We start from the raw sequence: 15353 nt of genomic DNA, 5'->3' as shown, positions 1-15353 counted from the left end.
TCCACTGAGCCTCGTTCAGCTCATAGCGTCGCACGCCCATCGATGCGCTCCGAATCAAAAAAATCCGCAGCCCATTGATTCCGCGCCAAACGCAAAAATGAACCCTGAATGTCGATTGGTCCTAGACCTTCGGATGAGCGCTTTCTACTGCTCCATGCCGTTACCCATCCCATTCGCCGCCGTTCAGGCTCAAGCAGTTCCGCCGCGTCGCCACCCGCTTCGAGAAGACGGTCAGGAACTGCCTCGCCGTCGTCATGATCGCCGCCATCGTCCTATGGCTTCGCTAGTGTCCACAGAGCCTAAGGCGAAAGCGCGCGCCAGCCGATGTCGCGCCGGAAGAAGCCGTCCTCGTAGCGGAGCTTTCCGAGCGCGCCATAGGCGCGCGCGGCGGCCTCGCGCACGTCCGCGCCGAGCCCCGTGACGTTGAGCACGCGCCCGCCGTCGGCGAGCAGCCGTCCGCCCTCGCGCCGCGCGCCGGCGATCGTCACGACGGCCTTCTTCGCCGCCTCGTCGAGGCCGGAAATCTCGCCGCCCGGCTTCGGGGCCGCCGGATAGCCCTTCGCGGCGACGACGACGGTCAGCGCCGCGCGCTCGGAGAGCTTCGGCGCGGCCTCCCCGAGCCGCCCCTCGGCGCAGGCGAGCGTCAGCGCCAGAAGATCGTCCTCGAGGCGCGGCAGCATGGCCTGCGTCTCGGGATCGCCGAAGCGCACGTTGAATTCGATGAGCTGCGGCCCGTGCGCGCCGATCATCAGCCCGGCGAACAGGACGCCCCTGAACGGAGCGCCAAGCTCGGCCATGCCGGCGAGCGTCGGCTCGACGATCTCGGCCATGACGCGCGCCTCCATCGCCGCGTCGACGACCGGCGCCGGCGAATAGGCGCCCATGCCGCCGGTGTTGGGCCCGCTCTCGCCCTCGCCCACGCGCTTGTGGTCCTGCGCCGAGGCGAAGGGGACGGCGCGCGTCCCGTCGCACAGCGCGAAAAAGGAGGCCTCCTCGCCCTCGAGGAAGGCCTCGATCACGACGCTCGCGCCGGCCGCGCCGAACGCGCCCGCGAACATCATGTCGACCGCCGCCTCCGCCTCCTGAAGCGTCTGCGCGACGATCACTCCCTTGCCGGCGGCGAGCCCGTCGGCCTTGACGACGATCGGCGCGCCCTGCCGGCGCAGATAGTCCTTCGCCGGCTCCGCCGCCTCGAAGCGGGCGAAGGGCGCGGTGGGGATATGAAATTTCGCGCAGAACTCCTTGGCGAAGCCCTTCGAGCCCTCGAGCCGCGCCGCCGCCCGGCTCGGCCCGAAAGCCGCGACGCCCTCGTCCTCCAGCGCGTCGACGAGGCCGGCGACGAGCGGAACCTCGGGCCCCACGACGACGAGGCCGATGTCGTTCGCCTTGCAGAAGGCGACGACGGCGGCATGATCGGCGACGGGAATTTCGACGAGCTCGGCCAGCGCGCCGATCCCCGGATTGCCCGGCGCGGCGTAGAGCTTCGACAGAAGCGGGCTTTTGGCGAGCGCCATGGCGAGGGCGTGCTCGCGCCCGCCCGAGCCGATCAGCAGAACGTTCATCGCAGGCCCCTTCCGACCGGCCGCCGCGGCCGCGGCGCCTTTATTGTGGGCCGGCCGCAGGAATTCAAGTTTTTCGCGAAGCCCTGTTCGCGCCCGCGCGCGGCGCTAGGATGGCGCGTCGATTCTCAAGGGGACCGCGCCCATGCGTCTGTCGCTTTCCTTCGCCCTCGCCGCGGTTTTTCTCGGCGGCGCCGGCCATGGCGCGCTGGCGCTCGACTGCGCCAGGGCGAGCGCGCCGCTCGAAAAGGCGATCTGCGCCGACCCCGCCGCGCAGGCGGCGGACGACGGCATGGGCAAAGCCTATGCGGCGCTGGCGGCGAGCCTTTCGCCCGCTCATCGCGGCGCGCTCATCATTTCGCAGCGGCGCTGGATCGAGCTGCGCGGCAACCTCTGCTCGGGCGAGAAGGATCAGGGCGACGCCGCCTGCGCCCTCAAGATGACGAGAGAGCGCGAGGCGTTCCTGTCAGGCCGGCCGGAAAGCGGCCCCGGCGCGCCGCCCGGCTTCGCCGCGCTGTTCGTGCAGCATGTCGGCAAGGACGGCGAATACGACATCGGCGTCGACGCGCTGAAATACGTCGACCCCGCGCGCAAGGGCGAGGCCGCCTTCAACGCGCGGATCGACAAATTACTGAAAGACGCGCCGGCGATCCGCGACAAGGACATTCCGAAGGACCGGACCTACACTTATTTTCTCGACGTCGCGGCGACCTACGCCTCGGACAAATTCGTCTCGGCGAAGGCGTTCGTCTATGAGTATTCGGGCGGCGCGCACGGCAACTCCGGAACGTCCGCCTTCGCCTTCGACGTCGCATCGGGCCGCGAGCTGAAATTCGACGATATGTTCGCGGCGGACGCCAGGACGCGGCTCGTCGACGGATGCTTCGCGCAGATCGAGGCGCAGCGTCGCGAGAAGGGCGGCGACGACGATCCGTCCGGGCCGTTCGGCCCCGACGCGATAAAGAAGTCGGTCGGGGAGGGCGTCGCCGATCTGTCGCAATGGAGCTTCTACGCCGACCGGGGAGCGGTCAATTTCGACCCCTACGCCGTCGGCTCCTACGCCGAAGGCTCGTATTCGTGCGAATTTCCGCTCGACGTCCTGAAGCCGCTGCTCAAATACGACTATGTTTCGCCCTGATCCTCAGCGCCGACGAAACAGCCGCTCGACGTCGGAGAGCTTCAGCTCGACATAGGTCGGGCGGCCATGATTGCACTGGCCCGAGCCCGGCGTGCGCTCCATCTCGCGCAGGAGCGCGTTCATCTCTTCGGGGCGCAGCCGCCGGCCGGCGCGCACGCTGCGGTGGCACGCCATGGTCGCGAGCGCCAGCTCGAAGCGCCGCCTGACGCCCGCCCCTCCTTCGTCCTCGGCCAGCGCCGAGGCGAGGTCGCGCGCGAGCTTTACGGGATCGGGGTCGTGCAGCAGCGCCGGAACCTCGGTCACCGCCGCAGCGCCGGGGCCGAACGGCTCGACGATCAGGCCGAATTCGGCGAGCAGCGGAGCGGCGTCGAGGAGCGCGTCAAGCTCCGCCCGCGCCAGCTCGACGACGGCGGGAATGAGCAGCGCCTGGCGCGGCGCGCTCCCGCCCTCGCGCGCCGCCTTGAGCCGCTCGTAGACGAGGCGCTCATGGGCGGCGTGCTGGTCGACGATGACGAGGCCGTCGCGCGTCTGGGCGATGATGTAGGTCTCGTGCAGCTGCGCGCGCGCCGCGCCGAGCGGCGCGTCGAGCGCCGGCTCCGGCGCGCCGGGCGCGGGCTCGCCCGCAGGCGCCGCGCTGCGCTCGGCTGCGAGCACTGCGAAATTCGCCGCCGCTTCCGCGAGCGCGTTTGGGGCGGCTTCGTCGGACGAGAGCGGCCGCGCCGGCGAGGCGCGCCAGTCCCAGCCCTGCCGCGGGACCGGCGAGGGGCGCCGCGCCATCAGGCCGAGCGCCGCGACGCCGCCGGCCGGGCTCGCGCGATGGACGGCGCTCGCGAGGGTCTGCTTCAGCGCGCCGACGACGAGCCCGCGCGCGAGGCCGGGGTCGCGGAAACGCACCTCGGATTTCGCCGGATGGACGTTGACGTCGACCTCGCGCGGCTCGCATTCGACGAACAGCGCGAGCGCGGCGTGCCGGCCGGGCGGCAGGAGATCCATGTAGGCGACGCGCGCGGCGCCGGACAGCAGCCGGTCGCGCACCGGCCGCCCGTTGACGAAGAGATATTGCGCCGAAGCGCTCGCCCGGCTCCAGGTCGGCAGGCCGGCGAAGCCCGAAAGACGGAGCCCCTCGCGCCCGGCCTCGACGCGCAGGGCGTTCGCCTCGAACTCGGCGCCGAGCACGGCGCAAAGCCGCGTGAGCCAGCCTTCCGGCCCTTCCTCGCAGGCGGGCAGGTCGAAGCCGCGCATGTCGTTCGAGGCGAAGGAGAAGCGCACGTCCGGCCGCGCCATGGCGAGGCGCTCGAGGACGTCGGCGCAGGCGCGCGCCTCGGCGCGGTCGGTGCGCAGGAATTTCAGCCGCGCCGGCGTCGCGGCGAACAGGTCGCGGACCTCGATGCGCGTTCCGGCCGGCTGCGCCGCCGGGGCCGGGCCGCTCTTGTCGCCGCAATCGACGACGACGCCCGCGCCGTCCTTCGCGCCTTGCGCGCGCGAGAAGATCTCGAGCCGCGCCACGGAGCCGATCGAGGGCAAGGCTTCGCCGCGAAAGCCGAGCGTCGCGATCGCGGAGAGGTCGCCGTCCGGCAGCTTGGAGGTCGCGTGGCGCTCGACGGCGAGGTCGAGATCGGCGGCGCTCATGCCGCAACCGTCGTCGACGACGCGGATCAGCCTGCGCCCGCCGGCCTCGAGCGCGACGTCGACGCGCCGCGCGCCGGCGTCGAGCGCGTTCTCGACGAGCTCCTTCAGCGCCGCGGCCGGCCGCTCGATCACCTCGCCGGCGGCGATGCGGTCGATCAGCAAAGGCTCGAGGCGGCGAACGGGCATGGTCTTCGTCCTTCGCGGGCGGCGCTTATGCGTGAGGGCTTATGGATTTTACGGCCGCCGCGTTGATAAGCTCGCGGCCATTCCCCTTGTCCACAGAAGACGAGGGAGCGTCCACGAAAACCCGGGGATCCGCTCATGACAGCTTTTTCGGCGCCGCGGGCGCTGCTGGCGCTCGCGCTCTTCGCCGCCGGCCCGGCGCTCGCGCAGGACGCCGCGCCGGGAGACTGGCCGACGCATGGGCGCGATCTCTCGAACCAGCGCTTCTCGCCGCTGAAGGAGATCGACGTCGCCAATGTGCGCGCGCTCGTCCCCAAATGGATCTACCAGACCGGCAAGGCCGCGACCTTCCAGTCGACGCCGCTCGTCAGGGACGGCGTGCTCTACCTGTCCGAGCCCTTCTCCAGCGTCGCCGCGCTCGACGCCAGGACCGGCGAGCGGCTGTGGCGCTACGAGCACAAGCCGAAGACGACGAAGCTGTGCTGCGGCCCGGCCAACCGCGGCGTCGCGCTCGGCGACGGCCTCGTCTTCGTCGGCGCCGTCGACGCGCGCCTCATCGCCCTCGACGCGAAGACCGGCGCGGTCGTCTGGGAGCGCGACCTCGATCCCGCCGACCCCAAGGCGGCCGAGGAGAGCGCGGCGCAGCTCGGCGAGCGCTTCGGCGGGCGCGCCGCCACCGGCCAGAGCGGGCTCGGGGCCAATTCCGCCCCGCTCTACCATGACGGCAAGGTCTATGTCGGCGTCTCCGGCGCGGGCTATGGGCTGCATCTCGAAAGCGCGCGTCCCGGCGCGCCGCTCGGCGCCGTCGTCGGCTTCGAGGGCGCCTATGGCGCGACAGGCTTCCTCGCCGCCTTCGACGCGAAGACCGGCGAGGAGCTCTGGCGCTTCGACACGGCGGGTCCCGGCTGGGAGGGCGATTTCGTCGAAAAGACCGCCTATGGCGCCCTGCTCCACCGCGACGTCGCCAAAGAGAAGGCCGAGGCGCCGGCGGCGCGCGAAGCCTGGCGCCACGCCGGCGGCTCGGTCTGGCACGCGCCGGCCTTCGACGAACAGCTCGGCCTGCTCTACTTCGGCACCGGCAATCCCTCGCCGCAGGCGACCGGCGACGGAAGGCCCGGCGACAATCTGCACACCGTGTCGCTCGTCGCGGTGGACGCCGCGACGGGGAAGCTGCGCTGGGCCTATCAGCAGGTTCCGCATGACGTGTGGGGCTATGACGTCGCGAGCCCGCCCGTCCTGTTCGACCTCGAGGTCGACGGCGCGAAGATCCCGGCCGTAGGCCAGGCGAGCAAGCTCGGCTGGTATTTCGTCCACGACCGGCGCGACGGCAGGCTCGTCTACATGTCGCCGGCCTTCGTGCCGCAGGCCAACATGTTCTCGCCGCCGACTCCCGAAGGCGTCGTCATTTCGCCCGGCGTCGGCGGAGGCGTCAACTGGTCGCCGACGTCGGTCGACGCGCAAAAGGGCGTCGCCTACCTCGCCGCGATGAACCTGCCGACGCGCTACAGGAGCGCCGAGCTGCCGGCCCATGACGGCAAGCCGCCGCTGCCCTACGCCTCGATCGAACCTGCGACGGACGGAGCCTCGGGCGTCGTCGCCGCCCTCGACCTCAACAACAAGGGCGCGATCCTGTGGAGCCACGAGACGCCGCAGCCGATGGTCGGCGGCGTGCTGGCGACGGCGGGCGGCCTCGTCTTCGCCGGCGAGGGAAACGGCTGGTTCGACGCGCTCGACGCGGCGAGCGGAAAGACGCTGTGGCGCTTCAACTGCGGCGCCGGCGTCAACGCGCCGGCCGTCTCCTATGAGATCGACGGCAGGCAATATGTGGCCGTGGCGGCCGGCGGCAGCGCCATCTGGGGCTATCCGCAGGGCGACGCGCTGATCGTGTTCGGACTGCCCTGACGGGCGCGGGCTACGGCGGCTCGGGGGCGCAAGGACAAACGCCGGCCGCGGCGCAATCCTGCTGCGCGCCGTCGAGGATGGCCTTCGTGCGCTCGTAGAGCGCCTGCGCGCGCTCCGGGCTCGCGCCGACGCAGACGACGCCGAGCTTGCCGAACTCCGACAGCGCGCCGATGAGGTGGAACACCACGCCCTCCTGCACCGAGCCGTCGAAATGCAGGCCCTCGAGCACGACGAGGTCGACGAGGTCCTGCGGCGTCAGCCCGCGGTAGCGCTCGGACTCCAGATTGTCGGAGGCGACGTAGTAGCGCGGATGCCCGAGCGGCGTGAGGAACAGGCCGCTCTCGCGCTCGAGCGCGCCGTCGGTGAGAAACTCCAGCATCAGGAACGGATGCGTCGCGCCGCCCTTGCGCAGGTTGATCTCGATGGCGTAGGCGCGCCATTCGCCTTCTTCGCGCAGGCACAGGAAATCGACGCCGAAGCGGCCGATCACGCCGCGCCGGGCGAGGAGCCGCGCGACCTTCCCGCCCTCGGCCGCGACCAGCGCGCGATAGGCGCCGTCCGCCGGAAAGCTGCAGCCGAGAAACACCTGCCCGCTTGGGCCGCCGAGCATCTGGTCGTGCGTCGACACGCATGAGGGCGCGCCGGACGGGTCGACGCGGAATTGCGCGGACGGCGAGGTCTTCCCCTCGCCGTCGAGGAAGGCCTCGACCACCGCCCCCATCTCGCGGATTTTCGCGCCGAAATCGGCGAAGGTCATGCCCGGCGCCTCGAAGGCGAGGTTCTCGAGCCGCGCCTCGACCCAGCCGTCGAGCGTCTCGTCGGAAGGCGCGCCCTCGAAGGAGAACAGCGCGTTGCCCTCGCCCGAAAAACCCTCGTTGAGCTTGACGACGGCGCGGCGCAGGCTCGGGCGCCGGCGCTTGAGCGCCGCCAGCGCCTGCGCCACCTGCGCCTCGTCGGCGAGGTCCTCGGCGCCGTCGGGGACGGAAAGCCCCGCCTCGCGCATGATCTTGCGCCCGCCGCTCTTCGAGCCCAGCGCCGCGAGGTCGGGGTCGCAGCCGTTGACGGGCAGGCCAAGCCGCACGGCGAGGGTTCGTTCGAGCGGCGTGACGGCGTAGGGCGCGATATGGGCGCTCGAAGGATCGCCGACCGCCTCGCGCAGGCGCGCGAGAAGGCGCGGCCGCTCCAGCACCTTTTCGGTCAGCGGCCGCAGCGAGCCGTCGTGACAGCATAGCAGGCGGAGGCGGGCTCTGGCGTGCGCGCTCGGCACGCCCTGCAGGAAATGCAGGTAATAGTCGATCACCGTCTCGGGGATCGGCCGGCTCGTCAGATAGATCACGCGCGCGCGGGGCAGCCGCAGCAGCGTGAGCATGCCGAGCATGCGCTCCTCGTAATGGTGCACGCCCTTGATGCGGGCCATCACCTCGGCGTCGAGGCTGAGGCTCGGCAGCACCACGATGGTGCGCGGCGCGAGGCGGTCGGGAATGAGCCGCGCGAACATGCCGGGCAGGCTCGCCTGCAGCGCGCGAAACGCTTCGCGCTCCGCGTCCGAGCCGGGTGAGGCCTCCAGCGCGTCGAAACGACCCGTCACCGCGCCTTCTCCCTTCAGCCGGCGCGGCGCGCCGGAGCGCGGATCATCGCCGCGCGCGCGTCGAATGTCACGCGGTCGCGGCCTCGGCCGGCGCCTCCCCTCCCGCGACGAGTTCGTTCAGCGCGCGATAGTCGACCTTGCCAGAGCCCAGCAGCGGCAGCTTCTCGACGACGAGGACCTGCGCCGGGATCATCAGGTCGCCCGCCCCGCGCGATTTGGCGAAGCCCTGGAAATCCGCGCGCGCCGCGCCCTTGCGTTGCGTCACGAGCACGAGCTTCTCGCCCTTGCGCGCGTCGGGGACGGTCGCCGCGGCGGAAGGATCGTCCGGCCACAGCTCGGCGGCCAGCGCCTCGACGGCGGCGAGCGAGATCATCTCGCCGCCGATCTTGGCGAAGCGCTTGGCGCGCCCCTTGATGAAGACGAAGCCTTCGGCGTCGATCGCGACGATGTCGCCGGTGTCGTGCCAGCCTTCCGCCGGCGGCTCGACCACGCCGGGCTTCTCGGCGCGCAGATAGCCGAGCATGACGTTCGGCCCGCGCACGTAGAGCCGTCCGCCCTCCGCGACGCCGGGGACGGGCTCAAGGCGCGCCTCGATCCCTGGCAGCAGCCGGCCGACCGAGCCGAATCTGGTGAACATCGGCGTGTTGAGCGCCAGCACCGGCGCCGTCTCGGTGACGCCATAGCCTTCGAGGATGCGCACGCCGAATTTCTCCATGAAGGTCTCGCGCGTCGCCGCCTTGAGCGGTTCGGCGCCGGCGAGCACATAGCGCAGCGAGCGGAAGTCGTAAGGGTGCGCGGCCCGCGCGTAGCCGGAAAGGAAGGTGTCCGTGCCGAACAGGATGGTGGCGTTGGAGTTGTAGACGAGCTCGGGGATCGTCCGGTAGTGCAGCGGGGAAGGGTAGAGATAGACACGCACGCCTGAGACGAGCGGCAGGATCAGCCCGGCCGTGAGGCCGAAGGAGTGGAACAGCGGCAGCACGTTGAACAGCGTGTCCTCGCGGCCGAAATCGATGCGCGCCGCCGCCTGCGCCGCGTTGACGAGGATATTGCGGGAGGACAGCGCGACGCCCTTGGGCGCGCCCTCCGTGCCCGAGGTGAACAGCACGACGGCGAGGTCGTCGGGCTTGCGGGCGCTCAGCGGCTTGCCGGCGCCGAGCAGCGCGCGCAGCCGGTCGAGGGCGCCGATGTTCTCGCGCATGTCCTCGAGATAGACGATTGCGAGGCTTTCCCTGAGCTCCTCGACGAGCGGGGCGAGCCGTCCCTTCTCGACGAAGGCGCGCGAGGTCGCCAGCGTCGACACCTGCGCCGCCTTGCAGGCCGAGCGGATGTTGGCCGCGCCCGCCGTGAAATTGAGCATGGCCGGGACGCGTCCGGCCGACTGCAGCGCGAGGAAGGCGAGCGCCGCGCCATTGGCGCTCGGCAGCATCAGTCCGACGCATTCGCCTTCGCGCGAGACGCTCATGAACGCGCGGCCGAGCGCATGGGCGCCGACGAGGAGGCGTCGGTAGGTGAGCGCGCCCGAGACCGGGTCCTCGAGCGCGATGCGGCCGAGGCCCTCGCGCGCGCCGGCCGCCGCGACCGCCGCAAAGATCGTCCGGTCGACGTCGGCGGTGCGGTAGACGAGGCCGGACATCACGTCGTAGAGCGCCGCGCCCGCGGCCTGGCGCCGCCGGCGGCCCTTCAGCGCCGGATCGATCTGAAGCCGGACCGGCTCGAGCACCGTGACGACGACTTTCGGGAACCAGCGCCGGCGCACCTGCGCGCGCGTGAGATAGGAGAAGGGCGTCGCCTCGAGCCCGTCGATATGCACCGGCACGACCATCGCCTCGGACTTGTCGGCGATGAGCCCGGCGCCGTCATAGACCTTCATCAGGCTGCCGGTGACGGTGAGGCGCCCCTCGGGGAAGATCACCAGCGTCTCGCCGTCCCTGACCGCCTTGATCAGCGTGCGGGTGGCGAGCGGCTTCAGCGGATTGAGCGGCATGGCCCGGGTGAGCTTCAGGAACGGCTTCACCCACCAGCGCTCGGCGATGCCGCTGTCGATGGCGAAGACCGGATCGACGTCGAGCAGCGAGAGGGCGAGGCCGGCGTCGAGGAAGCTCACATGATTGAGGGCGACGATGCGGCGCGGGCCGGCGCGATTCAGATTCTCCGCGCCCCTGACCTCGAGCCGGAACACGGCGCGGTAGAGGATCGACAGGAAGTCGCGGAAGGCGCTCGTCGGCAGGGTCAGGGCCAGCGCCGCCGCCGCCGCGAGCGAAGCGCCGCCGAGGATCATGAACTGGCCGGCGGCGGAGACGCCGGCGCCGGCGATGAGCGCGAAGACGAGCGCGCCGAGGACCATGGCGGCGGCGTTGAGCACGTTGACGCCGGCGATCGCCCGCGCGCGCCGGTCGGCGCCCGCCCAGGTCTGGATGGCGGCGAAACAGGGCACGATGAACAGGCCGCCGGCGACGGCGAGGCCGGCGAAGTCGAAGGCCGCGCGCAGCCCGAGCGGCGTCGAAAGCAGCGCGCCGACGCTTTTCAGCTCCTCGCCGGGCGCAGCGCCCGACGCGGCGAAGCCGAGGTCGAGGGAGAAAAGCGCGAGCAGGACGGCGCCGACGGCGGTCGGCAGCAGGATGATGCGCCCGTGCGCGAGCCATGAGGCGAGGAAGGAGCCGACCGCGACGAAGATCGAGAAGACGGCGAGGAAGAAGGTGATGGCGAGCTCGTCGCCGCCGAGCTCGTGGCGCGTCAGCGGCGGCAGCAGGGCGAGCGTCACCGCGCCGGCGAGCCAGAACCAGCTCGAGGCCAGCGCGCCCCACAGGAGCCGCCTGTCGGCGCCGACGTAGCCGATGAGCGAGAGCGTCGAGCGGGCGATGTTGGAATCGACGCGAAGGCCTGGAGCCGCCTCGCCGGTCGGCGGGATCAGGAGGCTCGCCCCCCACGAGGCGAACGAGCAGGCGAGCAGGATCAGGCTGTAGACGAAGGCGTCGCCGCCGCCGCGCGAGGCGAGGCCGCCGGCGACGGCGCCGAGCAGGATGGCGAGGAAGGTCGCGCTCTCGACGAGGGCGTTGCCGGCCGGAAGCTCCTCCCGGCGCAGATGGTCGGGCAGGATGCCGTATTTGATCGGCCCGAACAGGGCGGACAGCGCGCCGAACAGGAACAGCGCGACGAACAGGAGCGGGATCGACTGCAGCGCGAAGCCCGCCGCGGCGAGCGCCGCCGCCGCGATCTCGGCGAGCTTGATCTTCTGCGCGGCGCGCGCCTTGTCGTAGCGGTCGGCGAGCTGGCCGGCGAGCCCCGACAGAAAGAAGAACGGCGCGATGAACACGCCGCCGGCGAGCGTGATGAGCGAGGACGCCGCGCCTTCCGCGATCTTGAACAGGATGAGGAAGACGAGCGCGTTCTTGAGGAAATTGTCGCTGAAGGCCGCGAAGAACTGGCACCAGAACAGCGGCGCGAAACGGCGGGAGGTCATCAGCGCGCGGAGCATGGCGGGTCCTTATGCGATTCGCGCGACCATATCAGCCGGGCGGACGAGAAAAAGCCCGGAGCTTTCGCTCCGGGCCTTCCTTGTCGATTTCGCGGCGACGAGTTCGATCAGCCGAACTGGTTCATCGTGTTGTGGACGCCGCCGGCCTTGAGGGCCGCTTCGCCGGCGAAATATTCCTTGTGGTCGTCGCCCATGTCGGAGCCCGCCATGTTCTGGTGCTTGACGCAGGCGATGCCCTCGCGGATCTCCTTGCGCTGCACGCCCTTGACGTAGCCGAGCATGCCCGCCTCGCCGAAGTACTCCTTGGCGAGGTTGTCGGTCGACAGCGCCGCGGTGTGGTAGGTCGGCAGGGTGATGAGGTGATGGAAGATGCCGGCGCGCTTGGCGCCGTCCGCCTGGAAGGTGCGGATCTTCTCGTCTGCCTCGGCGGCGAGCGGGGTGGAGTCGTAGTCGACGCTCATCAGGTTGGCGCGGTCGTAGGCCGAGACGTCCTTGCCCGCCGCCTTCCAGGCGTCATAGACCTGCTGGCGGAAGTTGAGCGTCCAGTTGAACGACGGCGAGTTGTTGTAGACGAGCTTGGCGTTCGGGATCACTTCGCGGATGCGGTCGACCATCGAGGCGATCTGCTCGACGTGCGGCTTCTCGGTCTCGATCCACAGGAGGTCGGCGCCGTTCTGCAGCGAGGCGATGCAGTCGAGCACGCAGCGGTCGGCGCCCGTGCCGGGGCGGAACTGGTAGAGATTGGAGGCGAGGCGCTTCGGCTTCACGAGCTTGCCGTTGCGGGTGATGACCACCTCGCCGTTGCCGATCTCGCCGGGCTTGACCTCCTCGCAGTCGAGGAAGGCGTTGTACTTGTCGCCGAGGTCGCCCGGCTCGCGGCTGACCGCGATCTGCTGGGTGAGGCCGGCGCCGAGCGAGTCGGTGCGGGTGACGATGATGCCGTCCTCGACGCCGAGCTCGAGGAAGGCGTAGCGACAGGCGCGGACCTTGGCGAGGAAGACCTCGTGCGGGACGGTGACCTTGCCGTCCTGATGGCCGCACTGCTTTTCGTCGGAGACCTGATTCTCGATCTGCAGCGCGCAGGCGCCGGCCTCGATCATCTTCTTGGCGAGCAGATAGGTCGCCTCGGCGTTGCCGAAGCCGGCGTCGATGTCGGCGATGATCGGCACGACGTGGGTCTGGTGGCCCTCGATGGCGGCGAGCAGCTCCTTCTCCTTGGCGCCGTCCTTCGCCTTGCGGGCGGCGTCGAGCGCGCGGAAGAGGCCGCCGAGCTCGCGGGCGTCGGCCTGGCGCAGGAAGGTGTAGAGCTCCTCGATCAGCGCCGGCACGGAGGTCTTCTCATGCATCGACTGGTCGGGCAGAGGGCCGAACTCGGAGCGCAGGGCGGCGACCATCCAGCCCGACAGATAGAGATAGCGGCGCTCGGTCGAAGCGAAGTGCTTCTTGATCGAGATCATCTTCTGCTGGGCGATGAAGCCGTGCCAGACGCCGAGCGACTGGGTGTAGAGGGAGGGGTCGGCGTCGTAGGCGGCCATGTCGCGGCGCATGATCGCGGCGGTGTAGCGGGCGATGTCGAGGCCGGTCCGGAAGCGGTTCTGCAGACGCATGCGCACCACGGCTTCCGGATTGATCCCGTCCCAGGTGCCGTTCTTGCTCTTGATGAGCTGCGCAACCTCGGAGATCTGCTCCCGATAGGCGCGGGGCTGCTCGGCCGGGGTGATGGGACCTTGATGGGACATTCGCTTGAGCCTTGTCTGTCAACGAAACGGTACGGCGCCTCCTAGCACATTGAGTCGGCTCATGTGAGTAGGCGTAAGGCAAATATGTCATACTTTACAAAATCAGTTTGTAAAGATGTGAATTGCATTACTGGCCGCGCCGCCGCCATGGCCCTCGCCCAGCCTGCGCGCCCTCCGCAAGACGCGTTCGGGCCGATTCGGCGCGCGGCCTGCGGCGTCTCGCCGCGTCGGCCCTTGACGCGCGCCGGGAGGCGCCGGACGATGCGGCGTGTCCGTTTTCACCGCTCCCGCGTGTCGGGGCGAGCTTCGTTCCCTCTCACCCGTCCCGCGCGCGCGGCCGGCCCTCGTCGCCGCATGGCTCCTCTGCGCCGGCCCCGCCTGCGGGGAGATCGGCGCTCCGGCGCCCGCGCTGAAGCTTCCGTCCCTCGAGGCGCCGGCCTTCGACGGCCTTGGCGTCGACGCGCGCGCGGCCGCCGGCGAACGGGCGATGGTCGTTCACTTCTTCGCCACCTGGTGCGCGGCCTGCCGCGCCGAGACGCGCGCCCTCGCAAGCTTCGCCCGGCGCTTCGGCGGCGGAAAGCTCGCCGTCGTCGCCGTCGACGTCGGCGAGCCCGCGGCCCGCGTCGCCGCGTTCTTCGCGCGCGAGTTCCCCACCGGCGCGCCTTTCTCCGTCCTGCTCGACGAAGGCCGCTCCGCGTCGAAGGCGTGGGGCGTCTTCGGCCTGCCGACGAGCTTCGCCGTAGATCGTCGCGGGCTCATGCGCGCGGCCGCCGCCGGCGCCGTCGACTGGGACGCGCCGCAGATGGAGCGCGTCCTTGACGCTCTCTCGTCCGACGCCCCTGCGGCGTCCGGCCCCCTCGCATTCCCCCTCCTCGCCCCGATCCCGGAGACCGAACCATGACCAGCCGCCGCGACGCCCTGAAATCCGCTGCCGCCTTCGCCGCGCTCTGCGCCCTGCCGCGCGGCGCCCGCGCGCAGGCGCTCTCCCTCTCCGGCGCGCCTTTCGCGCCGCGTCCCGGCGACTGGCGCGCCTTCTCAGTGACGACGCGGCTCGACGTCGCCGCGCCCGCCGGCGCCGCGCCGGTCCAGGCCTGGGTTCCGCTGCCCTCGATCAAGGCCGCCGAATGGCAGAAGCCGCTCGGGAACGAATGGACCCTCACCCCCGGCGCGAGCGCGACCGAGGTCGTCGACCCGCGCTACGGCGCGAGGATGCTGCACGTCGTCTTCGCGCCGGGCGCCGAGGCGGCGCGCGCCGAGGTCGTCTCGAAGGTGGCGACGCGCGGCAGGGCGACCGATTTCGCGAAGCCCGAGGCGGCGGAGCTGAGCCCGCAGGAGCGCAGCCTGTTCACCGCGCCGACCGAGCTGATCCCCACCGACGGGATCGTCAAGACGACTTCGGACCGGCTGACGGCGGGCCTGGCGGACGACCGGGCCAAGGCGCGCGCCGTCTACGACTTCATCGTCGAGAACGCCTATCGCAAGGCATCGACGCGCGGCTGCGGGGTCGGCGACGTCGCCTCCCTGCTCGCCTCCGGCGATCTCGGCGGCAAATGCGCCGACCTCAACGCCCTGTTCGTCGGCCTGCTGCGCGCCGCGGACATCCCCGCCCGCGACCTTTACGGGCTGCGCGTCGCCCCGTCCGCCTTCGGCTACAAGAGCCTCGGCGCGAACAGCCCGACGACGACCAAGGCGCAGCACTGCCGCGCCGAGGTCTGGCTCGAGGGCCTCGGCTGGGTCGCGGCCGACCCCGCCGACGTGCGCAAGGTCGTTCTCGAGGAGCCTCCGGGAAACAACGCGGTCGACGCGGACAAGGTGGTCGCGGCGCGCGAGGCGCTGTTCGGGGCGTGGGAAGGCAACTGGATCGCCTTCAATGACGCCCACGACCTCGCCCTGCCCGGCTCGCGCGGGCCGAAGGTCGGATTCCTGATGTATCCGGAGGCGGAGGTCGCCGGGGCGCGGCTCGACTGCCTCGATCCCGACGGCTTCAAATACTCCATCACGGCGAGCGAGGTCGCCGTCTAGGACCAATCGACATTCAGGGTTCATTTTTGCGTTTGGCGCGGAATCAATGGGCTGCGGATTTTTTTGATTCGGAGCGCATCGATGGGCGTGCGACGCTATGAGCTGAACGAGGCTCAGT

Annotated in this window: 9 protein-coding genes and 1 pseudogene; 5 read left to right on the top strand and 5 right to left on the bottom strand. The window is 70.8% G+C overall.

Annotation, left to right across the window (positions count from 1 at the left end; all coding sequences use genetic code 11):
* Window positions 1-185: 185 nt before the first annotated feature.
* Window positions 186-287: pseudogene (locus ACE3OG_RS16345) on the top strand (IS5/IS1182 family transposase); the annotation flags it as partial.
* A gap of 12 nt (window positions 288-299) precedes the next feature.
* Here ACE3OG_RS16345 and purD read toward each other — a convergent pair.
* Window positions 300-1562 carry a phosphoribosylamine--glycine ligase gene (gene purD, locus ACE3OG_RS16340; protein ID WP_374310583.1) on the bottom strand — a complete coding sequence of 421 codons (1263 nt, stop codon included), beginning with the start codon at window positions 1560-1562 and terminating at the stop codon, window positions 300-302.
* A 142-nt stretch (window positions 1563-1704) separates the two neighbouring features.
* On the opposite strand from purD, the gene ACE3OG_RS16335 reads away from it, so the two are divergent.
* Window positions 1705-2697, top strand: a complete 993-nt coding sequence (locus tag ACE3OG_RS16335; protein WP_374310580.1) for a PdaC/SigV domain-containing protein — start codon at window positions 1705-1707, stop codon at window positions 2695-2697.
* 3 nt (window positions 2698-2700) lie between these two features.
* Here the strand turns inward: ACE3OG_RS16335 and mutL are convergent, their stop codons facing one another.
* Window positions 2701-4512: a DNA mismatch repair endonuclease MutL gene (gene mutL / locus ACE3OG_RS16330; RefSeq protein WP_374310577.1), complete on the bottom strand. Its 1812-nt coding sequence runs from the start codon at window positions 4510-4512 to the stop codon at window positions 2701-2703.
* Window positions 4513-4647: 135 nt separating this feature from the next.
* Here mutL and ACE3OG_RS16325 point away from each other — a divergent pair, with 135 nt between their 5' ends.
* A complete protein-coding gene (locus ACE3OG_RS16325; RefSeq protein WP_374310575.1) occupies window positions 4648-6411 on the top strand; it encodes a pyrroloquinoline quinone-dependent dehydrogenase in 1764 nt (587 codons plus the stop codon).
* A 10-nt stretch (window positions 6412-6421) separates the two neighbouring features.
* On the opposite strand, the gene ACE3OG_RS16320 is transcribed toward ACE3OG_RS16325, so the two are convergent.
* The 3 genes from ACE3OG_RS16320 to ACE3OG_RS16310 form a co-directional block, all read right to left on the bottom strand.
* Window positions 6422-7999, bottom strand: coding sequence for a peptide ligase PGM1-related protein (locus ACE3OG_RS16320; protein ID WP_374310573.1), 1578 nt, complete (start codon window positions 7997-7999; stop codon window positions 6422-6424).
* A 67-nt stretch (window positions 8000-8066) separates the two neighbouring features.
* Window positions 8067-11474 carry an acyl-[ACP]--phospholipid O-acyltransferase gene (locus ACE3OG_RS16315; protein ID WP_374310571.1) on the bottom strand — a complete coding sequence of 1136 codons (3408 nt, stop codon included), beginning with the start codon at window positions 11472-11474 and terminating at the stop codon, window positions 8067-8069.
* A 107-nt stretch (window positions 11475-11581) separates the two neighbouring features.
* Entirely contained in the window at window positions 11582-13213 is a 1632-nt protein-coding gene (locus ACE3OG_RS16310) for an isocitrate lyase (RefSeq protein WP_374310569.1), read from the bottom strand.
* Window positions 13214-13481: 268 nt separating this feature from the next.
* On the opposite strand from ACE3OG_RS16310, the gene ACE3OG_RS16305 reads away from it, so the two are divergent.
* On the top strand, window positions 13482-14114 hold the full coding sequence (locus ACE3OG_RS16305; protein ID WP_374310567.1) for a TlpA family protein disulfide reductase: 633 nt from the start codon (window positions 13482-13484) through the stop codon (window positions 14112-14114).
* Window positions 14111-15235, top strand: coding sequence for a transglutaminase-like domain-containing protein (locus ACE3OG_RS16300; RefSeq protein ID WP_374310564.1), 1125 nt, complete (start codon window positions 14111-14113; stop codon window positions 15233-15235). The genes ACE3OG_RS16305 and ACE3OG_RS16300 overlap by 4 nt, the downstream gene beginning before the upstream one ends.
* Window positions 15236-15353: the final 118 nt, after the last annotated feature.

It is taken from the genome of Methylocella sp. (genome assembly GCF_041905455.1).
Lineage (GTDB): Bacteria > Pseudomonadota > Alphaproteobacteria > Rhizobiales > Beijerinckiaceae > Methylocapsa.
The sequence above is the reverse complement of the archived record's forward strand: the minus strand, read 5'-3'. Positions and strand labels throughout refer to the sequence as shown.

What these genes read in the sequence shown, in the direction of transcription:
- ACE3OG_RS16335 (WP_374310580.1), top strand. Translation starts at nt 1,705, where the DNA reads ATGCGTCTGTCGCTTTCCTTCGCCCTCGCCGCGGTTTTTCTCGGCGGC.
- ACE3OG_RS16310 (WP_374310569.1), bottom strand. Translation starts at nt 13,213, where the DNA reads ATGTCCCATCAAGGTCCCATCACCCCGGCCGAGCAGCCCCGCGCCTAT.
- ACE3OG_RS16315 (WP_374310571.1), bottom strand. Translation starts at nt 11,474, where the DNA reads ATGCTCCGCGCGCTGATGACCTCCCGCCGTTTCGCGCCGCTGTTCTGG.
- ACE3OG_RS16325 (WP_374310575.1), top strand. Translation starts at nt 4,648, where the DNA reads ATGACAGCTTTTTCGGCGCCGCGGGCGCTGCTGGCGCTCGCGCTCTTC.
- purD (WP_374310583.1), bottom strand. Translation starts at nt 1,562, where the DNA reads ATGAACGTTCTGCTGATCGGCTCGGGCGGGCGCGAGCACGCCCTCGCC.
- mutL (WP_374310577.1), bottom strand. Translation starts at nt 4,512, where the DNA reads ATGCCCGTTCGCCGCCTCGAGCCTTTGCTGATCGACCGCATCGCCGCC.
- ACE3OG_RS16300 (WP_374310564.1), top strand. Translation starts at nt 14,111, where the DNA reads ATGACCAGCCGCCGCGACGCCCTGAAATCCGCTGCCGCCTTCGCCGCG.